The organism is Paenibacillus sp. J53TS2 (assembly GCF_018403305.1).
Taxonomy (GTDB): Bacteria; Bacillota; Bacilli; order Paenibacillales; family Paenibacillaceae; genus Fontibacillus; species Fontibacillus rhizolycopersici.
Genome location: NZ_BOSK01000009.1, coordinates 1 through 21,930, shown reverse-complemented (window position 1 = coordinate 21,930; position 21,930 = coordinate 1). Strand labels below are relative to the sequence as shown.

General features: G+C 48.0%; 15 protein-coding genes, 11 tRNA genes and 2 rRNA genes. All 28 read right to left on the bottom strand.

All coding sequences use genetic code 11. The annotated features are described in order from the left end of the window. Positions 1–74: 74 nt before the first annotated feature. Positions 75–1,691: a Tn7-like element transposition protein TnsE gene (locus KJS42_RS18085; RefSeq protein WP_213623676.1), complete on the bottom strand. Its 1,617-nt coding sequence runs from the start codon at positions 1,689–1,691 to the stop codon at positions 75–77. Further along, a complete protein-coding gene (locus KJS42_RS18080) occupies positions 1,679–3,427 on the bottom strand; it encodes a TnsD family Tn7-like transposition protein (RefSeq protein WP_280516416.1) in 1,749 nt (582 codons plus the stop codon). Before KJS42_RS18080 ends, KJS42_RS18085 begins: the two co-directional genes overlap by 13 nt. A gap of 34 nt (positions 3,428–3,461) precedes the next feature. Continuing rightward, positions 3,462–5,132 carry an ATP-binding protein gene (locus KJS42_RS18075; protein WP_213623674.1) on the bottom strand — a complete coding sequence of 557 codons (1,671 nt, stop codon included), beginning with the start codon at positions 5,130–5,132 and terminating at the stop codon, positions 3,462–3,464. Then, positions 5,129–7,324: a Mu transposase C-terminal domain-containing protein gene (locus KJS42_RS18070; protein WP_244868542.1), complete on the bottom strand. Its 2,196-nt coding sequence runs from the start codon at positions 7,322–7,324 to the stop codon at positions 5,129–5,131. The genes KJS42_RS18075 and KJS42_RS18070 overlap by 4 nt, the downstream gene beginning before the upstream one ends. A 5-nt stretch (positions 7,325–7,329) precedes the next feature. Continuing rightward, positions 7,330–8,157: a TnsA endonuclease N-terminal domain-containing protein gene (locus KJS42_RS18065; RefSeq protein ID WP_213623673.1), complete on the bottom strand. Its 828-nt coding sequence runs from the start codon at positions 8,155–8,157 to the stop codon at positions 7,330–7,332. A gap of 9 nt (positions 8,158–8,166) precedes the next feature. Next, positions 8,167–8,526, bottom strand: a complete 360-nt coding sequence (locus KJS42_RS18060) for a hypothetical protein (RefSeq protein ID WP_213623672.1) — start codon at positions 8,524–8,526, stop codon at positions 8,167–8,169. Positions 8,527–8,581: 55 nt separating this feature from the next. Further along, complete coding sequence (locus KJS42_RS18055) at positions 8,582–8,926, bottom strand: helix-turn-helix domain-containing protein (RefSeq protein WP_213623671.1); 345 nt, start codon at positions 8,924–8,926, stop codon at positions 8,582–8,584. A 215-nt stretch (positions 8,927–9,141) separates the two neighbouring features. Beyond that, positions 9,142–10,974, bottom strand: a complete 1,833-nt coding sequence (gene glmS, locus KJS42_RS18050; protein WP_193419115.1) for a glutamine--fructose-6-phosphate transaminase (isomerizing) — start codon at positions 10,972–10,974, stop codon at positions 9,142–9,144. Positions 10,975–11,067: 93 nt separating this feature from the next. Further along, positions 11,068–11,295, bottom strand: coding sequence for a hypothetical protein (locus KJS42_RS18045; RefSeq protein WP_155608451.1), 228 nt, complete (start codon positions 11,293–11,295; stop codon positions 11,068–11,070). A 681-nt stretch (positions 11,296–11,976) separates the two neighbouring features. After that, positions 11,977–13,317: a phosphoglucosamine mutase gene (gene glmM, locus KJS42_RS18040; protein ID WP_193419117.1), complete on the bottom strand. Its 1,341-nt coding sequence runs from the start codon at positions 13,315–13,317 to the stop codon at positions 11,977–11,979. 102 nt (positions 13,318–13,419) lie between these two features. After that, positions 13,420–14,790, bottom strand: coding sequence for a CdaR family protein (locus KJS42_RS18035; RefSeq protein WP_213623670.1), 1,371 nt, complete (start codon positions 14,788–14,790; stop codon positions 13,420–13,422). After that, the gene (cdaA, locus tag KJS42_RS18030) at positions 14,783–15,613 is read right to left on the bottom strand and encodes a diadenylate cyclase CdaA (RefSeq protein WP_155608454.1); all 831 of its coding nucleotides are present in this window, start codon (positions 15,611–15,613) and stop codon (positions 14,783–14,785) included. Before cdaA ends, KJS42_RS18035 begins: the two co-directional genes overlap by 8 nt. Positions 15,614–15,861: 248 nt before the next feature. After that, positions 15,862–16,482 (bottom strand): zf-HC2 domain-containing protein, encoded by a 621-nt coding sequence (locus KJS42_RS18025; RefSeq protein ID WP_155608455.1) that lies wholly within the window; start codon positions 16,480–16,482, stop codon positions 15,862–15,864. A gap of 136 nt (positions 16,483–16,618) precedes the next feature. Further along, positions 16,619–17,194 (bottom strand): RNA polymerase sigma factor SigW, encoded by a 576-nt coding sequence (gene sigW, locus KJS42_RS18020; RefSeq protein ID WP_155608456.1) that lies wholly within the window; start codon positions 17,192–17,194, stop codon positions 16,619–16,621. A 259-nt stretch (positions 17,195–17,453) separates the two neighbouring features. Next, complete coding sequence (gene ppc, locus KJS42_RS18015; protein WP_193419119.1) at positions 17,454–20,249, bottom strand: phosphoenolpyruvate carboxylase; 2,796 nt, start codon at positions 20,247–20,249, stop codon at positions 17,454–17,456. Between the two features lie 336 nt (positions 20,250–20,585). Continuing rightward, a tRNA-Gly gene (locus tag KJS42_RS18010) sits at positions 20,586–20,659 on the bottom strand. A gap of 12 nt (positions 20,660–20,671) precedes the next feature. Continuing rightward, positions 20,672–20,748 (bottom strand) — tRNA-Pro (locus KJS42_RS18005). A 27-nt stretch (positions 20,749–20,775) separates the two neighbouring features. Continuing rightward, positions 20,776–20,852, bottom strand: a tRNA-Arg gene (locus tag KJS42_RS18000). Between the two features lie 9 nt (positions 20,853–20,861). Further along, positions 20,862–20,936 (bottom strand) — tRNA-Gly (locus KJS42_RS17995). An 8-nt stretch (positions 20,937–20,944) separates the two neighbouring features. Next, positions 20,945–21,028 (bottom strand) — tRNA-Leu (locus KJS42_RS17990). A 13-nt stretch (positions 21,029–21,041) separates the two neighbouring features. Beyond that, a tRNA-Lys gene (locus KJS42_RS17985) sits at positions 21,042–21,117 on the bottom strand. Between the two features lie 13 nt (positions 21,118–21,130). After that, positions 21,131–21,205, bottom strand: a tRNA-Gln gene (locus KJS42_RS17980). 6 nt (positions 21,206–21,211) lie between these two features. Continuing rightward, positions 21,212–21,287 (bottom strand) — tRNA-Val (locus KJS42_RS17975). A gap of 27 nt (positions 21,288–21,314) precedes the next feature. Next, positions 21,315–21,389 (bottom strand) — tRNA-Glu (locus KJS42_RS17970). Between the two features lie 11 nt (positions 21,390–21,400). Next, positions 21,401–21,473 (bottom strand) — tRNA-Thr (locus tag KJS42_RS17965). Positions 21,474–21,476: 3 nt separating this feature from the next. Further along, a tRNA-Asn gene (locus KJS42_RS17960) sits at positions 21,477–21,552 on the bottom strand. 5 nt (positions 21,553–21,557) lie between these two features. After that, positions 21,558–21,674: ribosomal RNA gene (rrf, locus tag KJS42_RS17955) — 5S ribosomal RNA — on the bottom strand. Positions 21,675–21,806: 132 nt separating this feature from the next. Next, positions 21,807–21,930 (bottom strand): 23S ribosomal RNA (locus tag KJS42_RS17950); the annotation flags it as partial.

Sequence of the window (21,930 nt, the reverse complement as noted above, 5' to 3'; positions counted from 1 at the left end):
TTACACCTAAATAATACCACAACAAAATCAAGTATTCAAATACTAAAAATAAAGAACCGACTGATATCGGTTCTTTACGTCATTAACTTACCTGCGAGTCTAGAAGCCCACTCGCGAATTGTATCAATTTGATAATGCTTTAGTTTTTCAATATTCATGGTATCGCTTTGGTTAAGAACTGACTGATCCCAATGTCCACCTTTTTGAACCAATCCATCTAGAAGCTGCTTTATGTTTCGCTCGATCACCCTAAATGATAATTGATTTCTTGGACGGAGAATAAGTGTAGAGATCGACCAATCATCCGGTCTTGCCACTTCGACAATATAGGATGTCGAGGTCCCATTAGTCACCTGAACAATGGCACATGTTCTGCGTGCGCCGTTCATGCAAACAGAGAATCGCTTACCAGGCGGTATTCTTACCACTGACATCCTTACTTTCACTGGGAACGTCTCCCTCAGCAATTCAATCATCTGAAAAAATGGTTCAAGACCGATTGCATCGGAGGCTGGAATCGTCTCGAGTGTCTGGAAGTCGATAGGTGGGGTATCCCCGCCAACCATGGAATCCTGGGTACTGACTTCTTCAGATGCAGCAGCTGCATGTTTTCCCCCGCGTCCAGTCGACACGATGACTTCATTTCCTGTATTCGATTGTCTTACACTTGATCGACGAGTCTCAACTACAGGATAATTGGCGAATCGCATTATTGTAGGGGAAGTTTCCAGTATATCTTGATTCGAATCCTCCTTAGCGTTGTCACTTTGATCGCTCAGCACATAGTCAGTGTTTTTAGAACCAGGAATCATACGAATGGTCTTGTCATCCGAGCTCCATTCACGACGTTTCTTAGAGGGATGCCAAAAGAGAATTTCATTTGATGGGTGCTGAAATCCGCCTATGGCAATGATCTCTTTTACCAGCACGTAATCAATGTATTGCACACCGCGTGTATGCATTTCTATAGGGCCTAAAGGCGGAAGATCGATCTTTAGGGGAACACCTTTCTTCAAGGTAGCGGTTGGATTATAGGGTGAACTTTTAACTGCATGACTGAACATGCTCTGATAAACGGAATCCCACAAGGACCGAATCATCGGGTCCGTGTAAATCCATGAGAGGTGACGAACGTTGCTGTCTGTAGCCAATTTGGCTGGAACTCGATTGCTCAAGTCGAAATACAATGTTCCCCCCAATGAATAGCTATTATCGATTAACAAATCCAAGCCATGAGGTTGGAGCAAATAGTAGGCTAAGTACCTCGAATTAATAAATAGAGCTCTAATCAATTCAATTACCGGTATACAGTATGTGAGACCATTCGCTTGATACTGAATGATATTTTGTAATCCGAGCTCAGGATCTTTACCAAAGTCAATCAAACGTTTAGGCAGCTTAAAACCATTGGTCAGAGTGCCGTGGTTGAGAGCATCTATGGTAAAGTGGAATGCCGATCCGCTCATAGGTGTTATCTGGTCATAAGTCCCGTTTGAATAGATTTGACCAATACGCAAATAAGGAATCGTCCCCCAGGGGTAAGATACTACCTTTATCCCTTCGGCTGAAGTTTTGAATGCGACACGAATTCTCCAGTTCCCCTTATGATCCATAAACGGCGATCCAAACCAGACTAATTCTGCCTCGTGATTCTCTGGAAAAGGCCAGGATCTCAACGTCAGTGTTGCCATGAAGAAGTCTCCTCTGGTGATGTGAATGGTTGCAATAGTCGACTTTGACCGATGCATCGATTAATTTCGTCTAATACTTCCTGAGAATAGTCAGGTCTTAGTCCTGCAAGCTTCTCCAGCTTCCATCGTTTAATTGGCCACTCTCCAGACAAACGTTCCTCAGCCCAACGTACTCTTCGTATCCGAAACTGGGAGACAGATTCTACATACGAAGTTAAAATACTCATCGTTACTGGAAGCTTACGTTGATACTTCTCTAGCCAGCTAAGCTTCCCGATTCTCTTGCCAAGCAAAGTAATTGTAATACGAACAGGTTTGGCGTTACTTTCGGCCAAGATGGCCTTACATACCTGTTCAACCATCCAGCTTAGCTCCAAATCACGTTTCTCCCAGTCAACACGTATGCGAGGCGACTTCCTTATATTGATCGAAGAAGGAGCTACTGTAGCCTTCTTAGCGTGCTTTTGTTTAAGTGGACCACTTCTTTCAGGCAAATTACCGTTGGCATACTTGATGACCGTATTCGTATCCACCCCAAGCCTCTCAGCAGCGGAGCGATAGGAAATCCCATCTTGCATGTACTGCTTTAGCTTATCTGACCATATCGGGCCGAAAGTCTTGATTCTTCCTCGGTAGTACTTGTCAGCCTCAGATTTATCAGGACCACGACGAGAATAGGAGAATCCGCATGAACATACAAAGGTGCCAACAGGTCGCCCTGTATCTGAGCAACGGGTAATATCACATTGCGTAATAACTAATTCCTTATAATGTTCAGCTGCCTTATTTAGACAGGGCCAAGGTGCATTGCCGAACGGAGCGTTTGTACCGTCCGTGCGAACAAGAAATTCACGAAATGATCCATATAGAAAGCGAATGAGAAGCAACTGACGTAAAGGATGAATAGCTCGCCGCGCTGTTCTCGTTGATTGTTCTAACCACGAATATCTGCTTTCTGTCGGGTCACTATCTATTAGATCTAACAATTCTCGACCATAGAATAGCACAAGCTGCTCGCAAAGCTTCTGTTGGCGGATACGCGAAGATACAGTAACATAACCCTTCTCTGCTAATCGTGGCAGGATAGCCTGTCTTACGTCATATAATGCCGGCAGATTGTCCTGCTGAACGAATAAATGAATGTCTTCAGCAATATCTGACAGGCGATCAATTAGTTTATCAGGTAAATCTTCAATGACAGCAATCGAACGAAACATATGTCTAGATATCGGCAAAACATTTAAACCATGTCTATCCGACAATGGACTCGTTAGCTTATGTAGAACTCTCCGGTGATGAGGACAGAGATATACACCTGGTAATTGATGAACTCGATGCCAGTAGGGCTCACCATAACGTTGAATGTCTTGTTCGTAACAGGAAGGGCAAAACCACAATCGATCCGTCCGATCAATCGTGCTTGCTGTTATGCCTATTAAAGCATGAATGCCTGATCCATCCATGCTTCTCATAAGTGCCTTAACGCGCGTAGCTCGGTAGTCCGGTAAGAAAGGGGCATAGTAAGAATAAAAGGTGTGCTTCATAATCCATTCATCAGCCATAATCTGAACTACGTTTCTTCTTGACAATGCATCCAGATGGCTTGGAAGATCAATCGTAGGGATGACATTGTCAGTACCGAAAACTTCCCTAAGTGTCCATTTGGGACTCGTATTATTTGATCTAATGTGATACCTGGCGATCACACTGTACAAGAGTTCGTCAGGGTATGGGATTGGAAGTGCACACCATTTACTCAGCTTTCATCACCTATCCGAGAAACTCCATTGGATTTTTAATATAATCCGCAGCCTTCAACGAATCGTAAGCAGACATTTTCTTCTTTCGGCCTTGGGATACAATGAGCCGCAAGTCGCTTGGATTCGACGGTATGACCTTTGGCTTCGTCTTACTACGCTGCTGCGATGAGTTATTCACTAAAGCACTTTGCTTCTGCAATGCCACTTTAAGTGCCTCTTTATGAAGATCGATTTCATCCAATTCATGAAGATGAATTTTCGTTACCTCTTCCGCAGCTTGAGAAGCTATTGCTTGTGTCACACCAGCCTCGATTAGCCATGCACTGACTTCGTTTATCGTCTGTTCAGTGACGTCATAGCCAAGTTCTGTTCGAATCACTTCTAATCGCTCTGCTTGCCTTTGTTCAGCTTCAATGCGATCCAAATAATCGTCGATGGAAACACTGTCATAAATATCAGCGAATTTCTGGATCTGAACTTTCTTACCTGAGCGTAGAGCCTCTAAAGCTGGCCGAATCAAGGTGAGGCGATCCTTTGCCACGGAGCGAATTAGCCCCGGTGTAACCGATTCGAGTTCTTTATCCAAAGCTCTCCATTGCGTTAGCATGAATAGCTTAATGGCAATATCCGATATGCCTTGTGATTCTTCATACATGACATCAATGAACTCTTGATCTAGCTCCACCTTCTTGTCCGTCCACTGGTACTTCCACACCCCCTGAAGCAACCAGGTCCATTCCTCATCTTTCTTGAAGTGATGCCATGTGACATCTCCTTGACCACTATTCCGTCTAGCATTACGAAACTCACCGTTCAATGCAGGAAGAGCTTTGTAGGTCCCGACAAGAATAACCGGCAGCCCAATGGTATTCACTAATTGAACAAAGAAATTAAGCATTTGAGCAGCGCGGTCATCCTTGGCTTCTTGAAGATTCTGAATTTCATCAATAACAAGAACCCCGAGGCAGTGGACTGCCGCAGCTTGTGCCATCAGAGGAAGTAACTCATCCGGGTTCTTAGTTACATTTTTCTTGTAATATTTTGTCCCAACGAGGCTGTCTACTGCTAACAAGAAGTTTAGACATAGCCCTCTTATGGATCCATCATGAGGGCAATCCATCTTCAACCAAACAATTTGAAAAGGAGCAGGCATATCCTGCCCTCTATATTTGCGGTGCAGAATGACTTGTGGATACATTTGCAGGATTCGCAACAAACTGCTGGACTTACCAATCCCAGATATGCCAACTAAGGCAAATCCAGCAGAGGTTGGAGTATTCACTGGGTAACCGCTTGTATTGCCCTGAATAATGAGCTCATAGGCGTCCTTGCGAGCTCTGAAAGCGTAATTTGGAGTCAGAGGGTTACGACCTACATAACCGTCACGAATAAGCCTTGAAATGCTCTGCTGAAGCTCCAAATGTCTGGATAATGGTCGAAAGAAGTCGCGTGATATACGTTGAACACAGTGCAATCGGAGATGAACGGGAAGGTCACGCTCCGAGGCATTGAAGATTGGCTTGGATGCCAGTTTGTTCACAACCGTCTTATCATCCCAAATCGGTGGGAGAGCTTCGAGCAGTGGGTTATTTCGATAATCTTCAAGAAGCGGATCTTGGTAATCGGCTTCTACAAACTCGCCGCGGCTGAAATGGAATAACGGGACATCAAATTCGCTCATTCATCATCACCATCTTCAAGCAAATAAGCTTTTATTTTAGATAACTTGTCCGCTGGAGGAACATAGGCTTGTTTGGTCTCTGCCTTGTCGTCGCGTTTCAATGGAACTACGTTGTTTGTTGGATTGCTTGGTGTCGAGACTTTTTCAGATAACTGGAATGCTTCTTGTTCACGATTAGACGCTTTCTCGCTAGAACGCCACTGTCTAGTGCCTTTAACACGCTTACTGTTACTTTCCTCGCTTTGCTGAATGGCTGCATCCGTTTTCTTGGTTGCCTCATCAACGATAGCCTTAGTTTGTGCATCGAGCTCAATTTTGGATAGCATGTTGTTAACTTCCTGATGTCGTCCTTGGTACCGCTCAATCTCGAGCAAATCTTCGACTTCCTCAATTCTCTTATTGAGGTATCGCTCTTCACGTTCTAGTAGAATACAAGTCTCGAAAAGGTGCCCTTCGTCCAACCATAAATAGATTTCATTCGTTGATCGAGGATCGTAGCAGATCTTTACCCGCCAAGTCTTGCCTGCTCTTGCCTTTACAAACCATTGTTCACGCATAGCCAATTCACAACTATAGTGCATACCCTTGAAATGAATACCTGCAGCAGTAACTGTTGCCTCACCTTGATACATTAGATTTAGCTTAACGATATGCTCCGGTTGTTTCTTAAGCCTTCCGTTGCGATTGATGATTCCCCAGTGCCACAAGTCTCTTGGAATAGGAGATACTTCGTCAGCTACCATAAACTCATTCCGGTCATACCACAGCATGTGATGATCATTATTATGATAAAGGACAGTTTGAATCATAATTTTCGTAAATTCTCGAAGCGTTAACTTTGCATCCAAACGATAATCTCGTTGTCCACGTTCTCTATAGCGCTCTTTTATCGCTCCAGGAATGAATTGAATGCTCCGCAGGTTCGCCAATCTGAACTGTTGTTCAACGATGCCTTTCCAGTCGGCACGATACGGAGGGGCATTTTCCACATCAACACCAAGCACATCAATTAAGTGACTGGGTTTCTCCCCTTCAAGTTCCCCACGATCTGCCGTCAGTTTCTGCGGTAAATGACTGGAAACCCATTCTTCAGGTTCGATATCTATCCCATATTGGGCACAAAACTTTACCTTATCGGCTGTCGTATTCGCTAAAGCCATCATTGCACCAATCCAGCTTGGACCTTCAAGTCCAATGTAGATACCTGCAATATACCGACTGAAGACATCAATAACGATATAAATTATCGGGCGACCAATGATCCACTCCCGGCGGTACTCACTGACCAAATACACATCTGCAACGGTCGCATCGATCTGAAACCTAGACCCTGGGCCAAAACTTTCAAACGTGGAGCTTCCAAGAATAGGCCGATAATCTAATGCATAACGTTTTTCTCCGAGCCGGCTTTTGAGCGTATCCTCTAAATTCATTTCTTTCTTAAACCAGTACCTGTACTGTCCAAAACTCGGCAGCTTCTCATGGGGAGGAAGGATCGGCACCAACGCTTGTCCATCTTGTCGAAATCCGTTAGCAAAGAACTTTTCGAGTGTTTTTTGGAACGCATGTTTGAGAGGAGCCTTCTGCTTATTGTTATAGAACAGTCGGATGCCCGATCGTAATAATTGTTTTGTCTCTTCATCGATATTTATGCCTACCGGTTCATCTTCAAACTTTCGCGGACGACCGCGCTTCACATTTCCCGGTGATCTCTCAGTTCCATAACTACCACTATTATTGAAGTGTGGCAGAAGAGCATTCTTCATCTTTCCACCTTGCCAGTACCTTCGTAGGTAGCGGTAAATCGTACTTTTATGTAATCCGGTTCGCTCCTGCGATTCTCTTACTCGTGAGCCTCGGAAATTCTTATCGAAGCAGCCCGGTTCATCCATAACGATGTCTTTAATTACGTCCCACGCTTTATCTCTAATGGTCAGATACTCTTCATTAATATCCTTATCCAATAAAGGTATATTTCCATTTATCCATTCGACTGTCTTAAGTAGATTCGTTTCGAAACCTGCAACATACTCGAGATATGTTTTCATGATGGGGAAAGCCTTGTCATCTTCCATTGCAATACTGAAGACCACGTCGTTAGAAGGGGAAATCCATAATATACGTTCTAAATGACGTTCTTCTGAATCAGACGATATCCATTCCACGACCGTATTTTCATAAATAGCCTGCATTATAATCACCCGCCTTTTGCTTCAAGTCGATATTCAGGAGTTGCTATCTTAAACTCTTTCGCAGGGAGAGTCGGAATGATTCTTTCATTCATATTTATAGACCACTTTTTACGCGCGACAAAATGACGGAACAATGCAAGAGATGTTCCAACTTCGAGTCCTAATCGTTCGTCGCAAGCTAAACAAGCCTTCGATATTGCCTCACCTTCGTCTAAACGGGTAGCGAGCATTTGTTCTAAATTGCGAATAGTAAACACACCTAGATCAGATACATCCTCGTTATGGTACTCCTTATGGACCCACTCAATATTTCTAATCAGCACATCCGGTAAATCATGGTCAATAATAATGCCCCAATCTATATGACGCGTTTCCCAATAGACCCGCTCAATTTCAAACTTGGCTATCGTGCGTTCATCTTCCATTTCACTAAAAGGCTTCACAGTCCTTGCACAATCCTTATCCCCAGAGGTAATTAGGAAATCCGTAGTCATCACGATAGGAACGCCAGTCTTAGGATCCTGCGGATGATTTACTCCGATTTTCTCTGCAATCATCAAGGTTTCCTCAAGTGGCAATAAAGGGTATTGTTCACGGATATCTGATACCTCATCTGCATAGTCAAGCAGATAACAATAATCACGCTCAATATCCGAAAGAAGCTCGTGTCTTCGACCAGTGGTCCAGCCTACGCCACGAGTTGCTCTCCCTTCCGATGGAACGTCCTGAATCTTGAGCCAAGGAAGATAGTCTTTACCTGTGCCTTGACCTCTGCCTTCCTTGATCATCTTCTCGATTTTCGCTTCGGTTAGTTGCCTTTTTCGTTTGGCCATTCATTCACCTCAGTTGTTAGTAGGCTCATCCGAATGTCTCTGATCCTCTGGAATGGTTTCTTTCACAGCCTGCCGCTGTTTCCTTAAAGTCACTAACCTTTGAAACTCCAGATAATACGCTTCGAGCTTCGCTGTATGAACAGGTATGTGATCTATCCGTATACATACGACAGAATTGCCATCATTCAATATGACATCTATTTGATCTGTTTGCTCCTCGTGACTTCTTACAGAAACCGGCCAGCCTCCAATGAGCTCCGCTTGCTTAAACCATTGATGGCGAACAGCCCAAGAGCAAGAATAAATTTTGCCATCAAACCAGATTCCGCTTGGAGTTACGATTCCTATATCCAACTTATCTTCTTCCAAAGGTAACACCCCGCATTTTTCGGTAATGTTACCATGATTACACTTTTCGGATTTTTTAATCCGTAAACGGATATTTATTTTTTCTTAGCTTTATATGTATGATTTCAAACAATTCATTTTTTTCTCGAGTAGGGAGGGCTCGAATACTGTCGAGCAATTCCAATTCCTCATTTGATACATTGGTTTGAACAGAAGTCGACTCAACGTCATCTGCAAGCAGCCAATTCAAGTCGCATTTGAATTTACTTCTGAGTGCAATGATTGTTTCGCATGAAGGGAGACAAACACCGCGTTCAATATCACTCAGCGTCCCTTGAGAGACTCCAATCCTAACCGAAAATTCTTTTTGATTAAGCTCATTTGATTTTCGGATAAATCTGACTTTATCACCTAGATTCAACTGTATCAGCTCCAGAAAAAAAAATACCCCGTAATTAGTTACAATTACGGGGTTCAAGCTCATGATGTCTGTAATTTGGAGTAAATGCTGTCGCACCCAGCAGTCTAATACTTTATTTACTCAGTCTAAAACTTTATTTTCGCAGTCTAATACTTTATTTTTCAGTCTAATACTTTATTTTCACTGAACATTGTTCAAATGTCATCAGACATCACTTACTCTACCGTCACGCTCTTCGCCAAGTTCCGCGGCTTGTCGACATCGTTGCCGCGAGCCAGCGCTGCGTAGTACGCGAGCAGTTGCAGCGGTACAACGGACAAGGCCGGCGTCAGTAGCGGCAACGTCTTCGGAATGGCCAGCGCTTGGTCAACGGACTTCAGCAGGTCAGGCACGTTCTCTTCGTGCGTAATCGCCATGACGTCCGCCCCGCGGGCTTTCACTTCCTTGATGTTGCTGACGGTTTTCTCGAGCACGGTTTCCTGGGTCGCAAGCGCGATGACCGGAACGCCTTCCTCAATCAAAGCCAGTGTGCCGTGCTTCAACTCGCCAGCGGCATACGCTTCGGAGTGAATGTAGGAAATCTCTTTCAACTTCAGCGAGCCTTCCTGCACGACGGAATAGTCAAGGCCGCGGCCGATAAAGAACAGATGCTCGTGGCTGGCGATTTGCTCCGCGTAAGCTTTCACCGTATCGGCTTGAGCCAACATGCTTTCCACCTGCTCCGGCAGCGAATGCATCGCGGCGATGACATGGGCTACATCGTCCGCGCTTTGGGTACCGCGCACTTGAGCCATGTACAGACCAAGCAGGTAGAACGCGATCAACTGGGACGTATAAGCTTTCGTCGAAGCAACGGCAATTTCCGGACCCGCCAGCGTCGCAATCACATCGTCCGCATCGCGGGCGATCGAGCTGCCAACCACGTTGGTGATCGCTAGTACATGCGCACCGTTCGCTTGCGCTTCACGCAGCGCCGCCAATGTATCCGCCGTTTCACCGGATTGGCTGACCACGATCACGAGCGTCTCTGGCGTGATCAGCGGCGAGCGATAACGATATTCCGAAGCGACGTCGTTCATCACCGGAATGCGCACCAGTTGTTCGATCGCCGTCCCGCCGACCAGACCGGCATTATAAGCCGTACCGCAGGCGATGACATGAACCGAGGTCAAGCTGCGGATTTTTTCGTCCGACAGTTTAAGGCCTGGAAGCACAACCTTCCGTCCACTTTCGTCGATGCGTCCCAACATCGTGTCGCGGTAAGCCTTCGGTTGCTCGTGGATCTCTTTCAGCATGAAATGATCGAAACCGCCTTTTTCCGCGGTCACGGCGTCCCAATCGACACGAATCATTTCCCGAGAAATAAAGTTCCCTTCGATCGTCATCAATTCGACAGCATCCTTCGTCAATACCGCCATTTCACCGTCATTCAAAATATACACGTTCCGCGTATAATTCAACAAAGCCGGAATGTCGGAGCCGATAAAGTTCTCGCCTTCACCGAGACCGATAATGAGCGGGCTAGCTTGACGAACCGCAACCAGTTTCTCGGGTTCATACTCGGTCAAAACCCCAAGCGCAAAAGCGCCGCGCATAAAACTGATCGCTTTCTGAACGGCTTTCACGATATCGCCTTGATATTCGCGGGCCACCAAATGGGAAATCACCTCGGTGTCCGTTTCCGAAACGAAGACGTACCCCTGCTCGATCAGTTCTTCCTTCAACTCCAGATAGTTTTCAACAATCCCGTTATGCACGACCGAAAACTTCTGAGTATGGTCGGTATGCGGATGGGAATTCACGTCAGACGGTTTGCCGTGCGTAGCCCAGCGGGTATGACCGATCCCGGCCGATCCCTTGAGCGGTGCACCTTCCAATTTCGACTCCAGATTGGCCAGACGTCCCAACGATTTCGCGATTTTCAAGCCATTTGACGTAAATACCGCGATCCCGGCTGAGTCGTACCCGCGGTACTCCAGCTTCTTCAATCCGTCAAGCAACACCGACTGCGTATCCCGATTCCCAATATATCCAACAATACCACACATAATATTTTATCCTCCGTTTCATTCTTACAAGATGGTTTTTGGCCGTAAGAAGCGGAACACGGAAGAAGAATCACGCAGTGTACTGAGACAGAACTATTCAATTGTCAAAAAAACACCTTGGTCAAAAGCAGACGATTCTGCAATTTTCAACCACTTTTTCACGAATGCCCAGATTGCTCCGTCCACCGCGGATTTCTTCCGCGTTGCTTGCTTACGTACATTCATGAAAATCCAATGAATGTGATGTTCCATCTGCCCGCACGGTTTGTGGGAACGGTCGCCCATTCCTTTTGCCGATGCGGTTACGGTGCGATGAAGCACCGGGAGGCCCCCGCCGAACATTCCGAACACCTCCACCTCGTCAACTTCGCTTTGCCGTACGTTTGGTTCGCTAACGCCTCAAGATTCTCTGCGGTCACCGGCAGATTGGCCTTCCGCCTCTGCCCTAGCGACAACGTCTCCTAAGAGCGCCTGTTTACCCTTTACGATCCCAACGCACGCGCACAATGAAGTTCTGGCGCTTAAATTCCGGTAAACCTGACAACCCTCACTTTCTTTGCTCGAATATGCTTAATTATATGCACCTTCACCCGATTTGGCAATGATCAACTTGTCCTGATTCATCAAATCGTGCTTTTTACCCCTCTGGCCCAGAACAACGTCTGACCCCACCCCGTCGAGCTACGGCCTTTATGGTCCTTAGGGTCCTTAATGCCCTTAGGGTCAACCTCACGCCTCTTTACACGATTATCCCTTTCGTTCAGAAATGGGGGAATTGTGTCTCAGTTGAAGTAGCTTCATGCCCCCGAGTCGAGTTGTTCCTGTTTACAGGACGACACCACGACTATGCATGACATGACCTGATGCAACGGGATAATCGTCAAAAGGAGTAAAAAAGATACTGTAGTCCTTACCAAACCTAAGCAAAAAACCGCCGAACAGGAAATCAATCCTGTTCAGCGGTCCTTGAAGGATCCTATATCCAAATAAAAAGTCAGGTCGTTACACCAATTGTTTCTCCACGACCTCCACGATCTGCGAAACCAGCTTCTCCAGCTCTGCCTTCTCCGGCCCTTCAGCCATGACGCGGATAAGCGATTCCGTCCCCGACGGACGAACCAGTACCCGTCCGTTATCGGCCAGCTCTTGCTCGACCTCGGCAATCGCTTCGGCAATCAGAGCATTTCCGGCAAACTTGCTCTTGTCCTGAACGCGGACGTTTACCAGCACCTGCGGATACTGTTTCATGACCTTCTTCAGCTCGCTAAGCGGCTTGCCGGAAGCCAACAGCGTATCGACTAGCTGAATCGCCGTCAGAATTCCGTCCCCGGTCGTATTGTAATCCAGGAAAATCACGTGCCCGGATTGTTCCCCACCAAGATTGTAGCCGCCGCGTAGCATCTCTGCCATCACATAACGGTCACCCACCGCGGTTTGCTGAGTAGCCAATCCCAGTTTCTTTGTTGCCTTGTAGAAGCCAAAATTACTCATCACCGTCGAAACAACGGTGCTGTCTTTCAGTTTACCGGCTTTGTTCATCGCGTCACCGCAGATGCACAGGATGTAGTCGCCATCTACCTCTTCGCCTAATTCATCGATGGCGATCAACCGATCCGCATCGCCGTCAAAAGCAAGTCCGAGATGAGCACCTAGACGCACGACTTCCTCTTTGAGCCGTTCTGGATGCGTAGATCCGCAATGGTCATTGATATTGAGGCCGTTTGGCTCGGCGGCCAGTGTATGCACTTCGGCTCCCAGCTCGCTAAACAGCTTCGGTGCCAGCTCATAGGCCGCTCCGTTCGCGCAGTCCAGCACGACTTTCAGCCCTTTGAACGAGGAGCCGATTGTCGTTTTCAGATGATCCAGGTATTTCAGCTTCGATTCGTTATCGACCGTCACCGTACCCAAACCGCCGCCAATCGGCCGTGGCAATTCGTCGGTATCCTTGTCGAGTAGTTCTTCGATTTGCAATTCCGTATCGTCCGACAGCTTAAATCCGTCACTGCCGAAAAACTTGATCCCGTTATCCTCAACCGGATTATGGGAGGCAGAAATCATGACGCCCGCATCCGCTTGAAGCAAGCGGGTCAAATAGGCCACAGCCGGCGTTGTCACGACGCCCAGACGAATGACGTCCGCACCGATCGACAGCATTCCCGCCACCAACGCAGACTCCAGCATGACGCCCGAAATGCGCGTATCCATACCAATAACGACTTTCGGCTTGGAGGCCTGCCCAGTCAGCACGTAACCTCCGCAGCGCCCGATCTGGTAAGCTAGCTCAGCTGTCAGCTCTTGATTCGCAATTCCTCTTACGCCATCCGTTCCAAAATACTTCCCCATGGTTTCACTCCTTCAATATTTTGCCAGCACCATACCGTTCTCCACGTCTCCCGGGTGATGACTGTCCGGTCTATATTCTTGGTTGTCCGCTAATCTTTCTTGTTACGCACCATTGCCCGAGGTGATATCCTCTGTCGTATTGCCGCCTTCCTCCTGACGGGATGGCGTTCCGCTTCCAGCAGGGCTTTGAGCGCCGTCTGCCGGATCCGAATGTTCCACAGGCACACCGGAGGTTGGGTTTCCTTTCTCCGTCAGCTCCACGTCTACGGTTATTGAGGTTTCCGAGTCGGCTAATTCCACACCTTCTGGCAGATTCACCTCGATCGGTACCGAGTGGGTTCCCGCCCCCAGATGCGCCAAGTCCGCCGTAATCTGAATATCCTCCGGCCGAAGAGCATCCAACGTCTCGTTGGGCCCGATCACCGTCAAGCTCAGCATTGCCTCCACCGGCCGGATCCATTTGACGTCGTACGAAGATCCCGTATTTTTCAACGTTACCGGCACGCCTTCAAGCTGCTTTTGCCCGCCTGGCATGACATGCAATGTGATCGTGACAGAGCTCGGCTCGATTTTCTCAAAACCTTCTGGAGGAGTCAAGTCCACCGAGTATTTAGTCTCAGTCGACCCGTCGGAACGACTCAGATCGACCGTCACCGGATAGGAGGATATACCCTCCAACGCTTCTTTGGAGCCATATAGCACGACGCCTTCCACATCGGTCTCGACACCGGTTAAGACATAACCGGAAGGCAGTTGCCCTGACTTGCGTACTTCGAGCGGCACGTTTTTGTAAAGTTTATTAATCGGTACTTCTACGTCCACCGAACTAGGCGAAATTTTCGCATTTTCCATCGGCTGCCCTTGTCTATCATATGCCGTCAGCTTGACGCTTTTGCCTTTTACCGAGTCCTTGAGTCCAGTGACGTCCACTGTGCCTTCAACTTTACTCAACTCTTGGACCTCACTTGCCGGCAGCGTTACATCTACGGTTCCTTCTCCAGCAACAATCGGAGTCCCAAGAACTAATCCATCGGCCGGCTCCCCTTTCGTGACAATGGTCACGGGGATCGGCCGGGTCTCTTTCGCTTCGATCGTCACTTTTACGATCGAGGGGTCCATCGAGATGAGTTCAACTCCAGGAGGAAGCTCATGGGTCAATGGGAGCGTGAACGTTCCGGGTCCTAGGTTTTCAAGATTTAGCCTCGCCTTATAATCGGAAAAGTTCGTGGTTAGGTCAATTCGTTTTCCTTTGACCTCCATACGTACCGTGCTAGGCTCAAGGTCATACAGAATGTATTTGTCCTCGTCAAATCCAGTCACTTCGATTTTGACGTTGTCGATGAATCGCGGCTGCGCCAGTGTCGTGGAGTCAACGGGGGTTCCGCTGTCCAGATGCACCATGGCCCACAAAATAATGCTAAACACAAGAGCGAGGACCTTGGCAAAATTGTTATGAGTGAGCCATTTATCCATTTTTGCCGGCCTCCTTCCGTCTGCGGAACGGGCTGCGTTTTTCTTTGGTGTTCGAGTTGGGACCTAATTCCGCATACAGCTTGGAAATCAGCGACTCCTCGTTGATATCCCGAACGACTTGACCGTCAATCGCCAGAGAAATTTGCCCCGTCTCCTCGGATACGACGATGGAGACGGCATCACCGACCTCACTGATCCCGATCGCTGCCCGGTGCCTTGTACCCAACTCCTTGCTAATAAACGGATTCTCCGACAGCGGCAAATAGCAGGCGGCAGCGGAAATCCGGTGACCTTGTACAATTACGGCCCCGTCATGCAAAGGGGTATTCGGGATGAATATGTTGATCAGCAGTTGCGAAGAAATGATCGACTGCATCGGAATCCCCGATTCGGTGTATTCATTTAAACCCGTGTCTCGTTCAAAAACGATTAGGGCCCCTATCTTTCTACGTGATAAATAATTTACGGCCTTAATGATCTCGCCGATCTCTTTGCCGAATTCCTCTTCATCCGCACTATTCCGCCCAAACAGCTTACCTCGACCGAGCTGCTCCAATGCACGTCTAAGCTCTGGCTGAAAAATGATGAAGATCGCCAGCACCCCAAACGTAAACATCTGATTCATCAGCCATTTCAGCGTGTACAAATCAAACCAGGTACTCACGGCCCAAATAAACACCAGGACCAGAATCCCCTTGAGCAGCTGCACGGCACGCGTCCCCCGTACGAGCAAAATCAGGTGATATATTATATAGGTAACAATGAGGATATCGATAACATCCTTGATGGTATCCTGCCAAGTCAGATTCACAAAATAGTTCATGCTGCGACCCCCGGAATGTTCCTTGCGGACGTTTGGCCCGCCGACAAGGAAACGATATGTACAACCTACAAGCTTGTCTCTATAAGTTTCCCCTAACTACTAGGTTATAACGTTCACAAGTTAGATGCAAGCGTTCAGTAAAAATAGGCTCATTCCGTATCTGTTGTTAATTTTTTCCTTCGTTCACCAAATAAAAAAGCGCCCATTCCCGAAGGTGAGGCGCCATTTTATTCTACATCGTTCGATGATCACCTATAGGCAACTTCCGTAAACGTATTGATAATCCTATACCAGATCCAATCCAGCGCTTGATCAATCTGTTTGACTTCGCCCGAGACATGCGCCGTGGAGGCTTGGTAATAGGAGCCGTCAATCACCGTCAAGTTGCCTTGCACTTCACCGTAGATCTCGGCTTTGCCGTTCTCGACGGTCAAGTTCCCGACAATTTTGGAGTCGCTGGGTACGGTGACCGTATCGCCTTGAATAATGACCTGATCCAGGTCCGCTCCTTTAACGACGAGTTGATCGTCGCTATCCCAAAGAGATACTGCACTGAACAGCATGACCAGTAAAAACATCGCTGCCGCCGTCAAAGCCGGATGGCGTCTGATCCATTGGATCCATGCCTGCTGCTTGGGCTGACTCGGGATCTGGCTGATGATCCGGTTCACCAGTTCATCGGGAGCCGATAGGTTAGCATGCTGTTTAATCGTTGCAAACAGCATCATTTCGGTTCTTTCCAATTCCCTGAATTCCTTTAGGCAATCCGGACACTGGTCTAGATGCAGCTTCAGCTGTTCGACATGGTCGCGGCTCAATTCGCCGTCCAGGTAATCATGCATCATGGATGAGGCATGTTTGCATTCCATATCAGCCAATCCTTTCAGTAGTACTAATCTATGCGAAAAGCGGAGGGCACGGCTAGAGATCATAGTCGTCCTACCTTAACATACGTAACGATTCACATTTCGTTTCAAAAATAATATCGTTGGAGGAGTCCCCATTTTAAAGCATCTTATGCTCTAGCTTCTTACGTAGAAATTCCCGTCCACGGTGAACGCGCGTCTTGACCGTCGTCACCGGCATATCCAACACGTCGCTGATCTCTTGCAGCGACATCTCCTGAAGATAACGGAGCACGATCACCGACTTGTATTTGGCAGGCAAGCCGTCGATGGCTTGGTGGATGGTCTGTTGCGTTTCCGACAGCAGATATTCCGATTCCGGCGTTCGTTCGTCCCCGGGAATCAAGGTGTATCCGTCCATGCCCTCCTGATCGTTCATTTCGGCATCCAGATAATAACTTGGCTTCCGCTTCCGCAGCCGATCGATGCATAAGTTGGTCGCAATCCGGTAAATCCACGTGGAGAACTTCTGCTTGTCGTCGTATCGGCTCCAATTTTTGTGCACCCTTAAGAACGTCTCCTGTACGACATCCTCCGCCTCGTGACGATTCGACAACATCCGGTATGCGAGATGATAAAGCTTATCCTTATATAGATCAACAAGTTCGGCGAAGGCGCCCTGATCTCCTTTGCGGGCCAGCTTCACCAGTCTTGCATCAAAATGTTCCACCACCATATTTTCCCCCAAATCGGTTGGAAGGGCTCAGGTACATGATATCCTTATATACTTATACCCTGCCTGTCCGGCTATTCGTCCCTTTAGTAACCTGACTTTATGACAATTTAAAGGGTACTTCCAGTCGTCGGCACTTCATTCAAATGTTAAAGCAACTTTTCACAAAATGCAATACATTCAGCAAAAGCGGAATGCAAAAAAACGGACCTCCTCGTAGAGAAGGCCCGTTTTGACTTTCCTGTCGATAAATCTGCAGGTATCAACCCGTATTCCGGAGACCTGCGGCAATTCCGTTAATCGTAAGCAACACTTCACGCAGCAGTTCGGCATCATCCTGACCTTGGTCTCGCGCCGTGCGCAGCTCCGTCAAGAGCTGTACCTGCAAATAGCTAAGCGGATCGACATATGGGTTACGCAAGCGGATAGATTCTTGCAGCCCAGGTATGTTATCGAGGATCTCGGTAATGCCGGTGATTTTCAACACCATTTCCCGAGTCAAGCGGAACTCCTCTTCAATTTGGCTGAGGATGCGATCCTTAACCTCGTCATCCGAGCACATTTTCGCATACTCTTTAGCAATCACCAGATCTGCTTTGATCAACGCGAACTGTAGTGTATCAACCACCGTTCTGAAGAATGAGAAATGCTGATACATATTTTGAAGAACCTTGAGGTTCTCTTCGTTGTTTTGGTAGAAGTCCATCAGACCGGTCCCCGCTGCGTACCAGGCTGGGAACAAGTACCGGCTTTGCGTCCAGGCAAACACCCATGGAATCGCCCGCAGGTCCTCAAACCGATCGCTATTCTTGCGCTTGGAAGGACGGGAACCGATATTCAACTCGCCGACCTCGACCAATGGCGTCGATTCACGGAAGAATTTCAAGAAATCCGGTTCGCGGAAAACAAGATCTTGATACTTATGAAGCGATTTCTCGGAAATGCCCGCCATGATGTCTTCCCAACGTTGCTCTTCCGGACTTGTTCCTTGATGGAGCTTCGCTTGAATCGCCGCGGTAATCAGGGCCGAGGTTGCTTGCTCCAAGCTGCGGTACGCGATACCGCGTAAAGAATAACGCGAAGAAATCACTTCGCCTTGCTCGGTGATCTTGATACCTCCGCCAATCGTTTCTGGCGGTTGCACGAGGATACTGCGGTTCAGCGGCATCCCGCCACGCCCAAGCGCGCCGCCGCGTCCGTGGAAGAACTTTAGCTTAACGCCATATTCATGGGCTGCGGCTGTAATTTGCTTCAGCGCTACGCGTAGCTCCCAGTTCGCCGTAACGACACCGCCGTCCTTATTGCTGTCGGAGTAGCCCAGCATGATTTCCTGGAGATCGTTCATCGCCGCTACCGACTCGCGGTAAATCGGCATGCCGAATAGCTGGCGCATGATTCCCGGCGCTGCGTGCAAGTCGTCGATCGTTTCAAACAGCGGAACAGCTTGCAGTGTACATACGACCGATCCATCGGCTTCTTTGCGGAATAAGCCCACCTCTTTCGAGAAGACCATGACCTCGAGAATATCACTGGCCGCCTCCGCCATACTAATGAGATAGCTGGTAATGCACTGCTGGCCGTATTCTTTTTGCGCCAGATACACGGTGCGGTAAACATCCAGGCACTCTCTCGTATTCTCGCTGTAATCCTGATACGGAGAAGTGAGTGGCCGCGGGTCGTTTAACAAACGTTCCAGCAACTCAATCTTGTCTTGCTCCTCCAGTTCGGCATAATTGTCCACGATATTCATCTTCGCCAAAATTTCCGTCATGGCGTTCTCATGTTCTTTGCTGTGTTGGCGGATATCGAGCGTGGCTGTGTGGAAGCCAAACAGCTCTGCCTGACGAATCAGCTTCTTAATATGGGTATCGGCAACATAGTCGGCGTAGTGATGACGTAAGCTCCGGTCGATGATTTTCAGATCCTGGATAAACGCCTCAACACTTGGGTAACGCTCTGGCGTATCCCTCTTGCTGTCATCCAAAACATTGTGCAGTTTCTCCGTCATGTACGTCAGCTTGATACGATACGGTTCTTTATCGTTGTTCCATTGCTGCGTTTTGCGCAAAGTGACCTGAAGGCGATCCCGTTGAATGGAGGCCATCAGTTCGTCCGTTACATCTACAATGCTGGTGCTGAAGCTGAGGTGCTTGAACAACTCGGACAAAATCCGTTGGTACTCGCGAACCGAAAGTTTGCGTTGCATCCGCAGCGTCTCCCAAGTCACATCCGAGGTTACCGATGGATTGCCGTCCCGGTCGCCGCCGATCCAGGAACCGAAGCGCAAATACGTTGGCACGTGCCAATAATGCTCCGGATAGTATTTAGTCAGACAGCGTTCCAGCTCCTGATACACTTCAGGCAATACATGGAATAAGGTTTCATGAAAATAGTACATGCCGTTTCTAACTTCATCCAGTACGGTGGGCTTACGATCACGCAACTCATCGGTTTGCCAAAGGGTAATCACTTCGTTAAGCAGCTTCTCCCGCAGTTGCTCCCGTTCCCGGAACGTGAGCGTCGGGTTATCCAACTGCATAACATCGTCAGCGATACGCTTGTGGATGTCTAGAATCGCGCGACGCATCGCTTCCGTCGGATGGGCCGTCATGACCAATTCCAGCGACATGCCTCCCAGGATCTCCTGGGCTTCAGCATAGTTAAAGCCCTGCTCCTTCAAATCGCGGACAGCTGCCTCGATCGTGCCGGACTGAACGGTCTCCCCGGCAGATAGCTCGTAGTCACGTTTGCGGCGAATCCGGTGGTTCTGCTCTGCGATATTCACCAGTTGGAAGTAGATCGCAAATGCACGGATCACCTGATGACGGATTCCGGGCTCCAAAGAATTGATCATACCTTTAAATTCTTCATGCAATTCCGGCAAAAATACAGCCCGCAGGGATTTACTGGCTTCACGTATCTTCTCGACAATATCCAAGAGCTCATTGCCGCCCTGATGCACCAGGACCTCTCCTAGAATATTGCCCAAAAAACGAATGTCGCGCCGAAGCAAGTTATTCGAGTTGCCTTTTCCTGCGGTAACCGTTAACTCTGTCATGTTTCTCCCCCATTTCATCCCTAATGCAGCAAGCTTCATTCCGCATTGTCATCATCTTTGTCGTTTAGACCAAATGGCGTTCGCTAAGCGTTTCTTAACATCATACAATAAACTCCCCTGAAAATCTTCACTTAATTTGTAAGAAATTTTATCCTGGGAAGCTGTGATGCGCGTAGTGGAGCGCTATTCATTTCAACTCCACTTACCCTAACACGGTAAAGCAGTAAAATGCAAGGGTATAAGTTAATGATAGAAAATTTTTATACCCGGGAAGGAGATAATCTCTAAAATTATAACAAAAAACATCATCTTATCCGATGATGTTGCTGTTATGTATGGAGCGGGTGATGGGAATCGAACCCACGCTACCAGCTTGGAAGGCTGGAGTTCTACCATTGAACTACACCCGCACCTTAAAGAAATGGTCGGGATGACACGATTCGAACATGCGACCCCCTGGTCCCAAACCAGGTGCTCTACCAAGCTGAGCTACATCCCGTCAATAAGGTGGTATTGATTTGAAAAATGGCGCGCCCTAAGAGATTCGAACTCCTGACCTTTTGATTCGTAGTCAAACGCTCTATCCAGCTGAGCTAAGGGCGCGTATTTAGATGGAGCGGACGACGGGAATCGAACCCGCGACCCTCGCCTTGGCAAGGCGATGCTCTACCGCTGAGCCACGTCCGCATTAAAGATGGTGCGCGTGGAGGGACTTGAACCCCCACGTCAAAGACGCTAGATCCTAAGTCTAGTGCGTCTGCCAATTCCGCCACACGCGCACATAATTGAAACTGGTGAGCCATGAAGGACTCGAACCTTCGACACCCTGATTAAAAGTCAGGTGCTCTACCAACTGAGCTAATGGCTCTTACTAAGAAAAGTGGCTGGGGATATAGGATTCGAACCTATGCATGACGGAGTCAAAGTCCGTTGCCTTACCGCTTGGCTAATCCCCAATGGTATGGTGGAGGCTGAGGGGATCGAACCCCCGACCCTCTGCTTGTAAGGCAGATGCTCTCCCAGCTGAGCTAAGCCTCCATATCTGGGATCTACATATTACGGAAATGGTGACCCGTAGGGGATTCGAACCCCTGTTACCTCCGTGAAAGGGAGGTGTCTTAACCCCTTGACCAACGGGCCCTATGTAGAGAAGCTCTCAACCGGGATCGAACCGGTGACCTCATCCTTACCATGGATGCACTCTACCTACTGAGCTATGAGAGCATATGGCTCCCCGAACAGGACTCGAACCTGTGACAACTCGATTAACAGTCGAGTGCTCTACCAACTGAGCTATCAGGGAATATTGCTTGGCGGCGTCCTACTCTCCCAGGACCCTTCGGTCCAAGTACCATCGGCGCTGGAGGGCTTAACGGTCGTGTTCGGGATGGGTACGTGTGGAACCCCTCCGCCATCGCCACCAAACGGTTCAAGGTTTAATCCTTGAAAACTGGATACGAAACGTATTTGCGTGTTAGCCCTTACTTGGTTTATCGGGGCCCCCGAAAAGTAATCGGAATTACCTTCGAAGCCTCGCTTCACTTTTTGGGGTATTTTTTGGATAAGCCCTCGACCGATTAGTACCTGTCAGCTCCATACATTGCTGCACTTCCACCTCAGGCCTATCAACCTCGTCGTCTTCAAGGGGTCTTACTAATTGGGAAATCTCATCTTGAGGGGG

What these genes read in the sequence shown, in the direction of transcription:
- KJS42_RS18065 (WP_213623673.1), bottom strand. Translation starts at nt 8,157, where the DNA reads ATGGCCAAACGAAAAAGGCAACTAACCGAAGCGAAAATCGAGAAGATG.
- glmM (WP_193419117.1), bottom strand. Translation starts at nt 13,317, where the DNA reads ATGGGGAAGTATTTTGGAACGGATGGCGTAAGAGGAATTGCGAATCAA.
- KJS42_RS18035 (WP_213623670.1), bottom strand. Translation starts at nt 14,790, where the DNA reads ATGGATAAATGGCTCACTCATAACAATTTTGCCAAGGTCCTCGCTCTT.
- ppc (WP_193419119.1), bottom strand. Translation starts at nt 20,249, where the DNA reads ATGACAGAGTTAACGGTTACCGCAGGAAAAGGCAACTCGAATAACTTG.
- sigW (WP_155608456.1), bottom strand. Translation starts at nt 17,194, where the DNA reads ATGGTGGTGGAACATTTTGATGCAAGACTGGTGAAGCTGGCCCGCAAA.
- KJS42_RS18070 (WP_244868542.1), bottom strand. Translation starts at nt 7,324, where the DNA reads ATGCAGGCTATTTATGAAAATACGGTCGTGGAATGGATATCGTCTGAT.
- KJS42_RS18075 (WP_213623674.1), bottom strand. Translation starts at nt 5,132, where the DNA reads ATGAGCGAATTTGATGTCCCGTTATTCCATTTCAGCCGCGGCGAGTTT.
- cdaA (WP_155608454.1), bottom strand. Translation starts at nt 15,613, where the DNA reads ATGAACTATTTTGTGAATCTGACTTGGCAGGATACCATCAAGGATGTT.
- KJS42_RS18025 (WP_155608455.1), bottom strand. Translation starts at nt 16,482, where the DNA reads ATGGAATGCAAACATGCCTCATCCATGATGCATGATTACCTGGACGGC.
- glmS (WP_193419115.1), bottom strand. Translation starts at nt 10,974, where the DNA reads ATGTGTGGTATTGTTGGATATATTGGGAATCGGGATACGCAGTCGGTG.
- KJS42_RS18085 (WP_213623676.1), bottom strand. Translation starts at nt 1,691, where the DNA reads ATGGCAACACTGACGTTGAGATCCTGGCCTTTTCCAGAGAATCACGAG.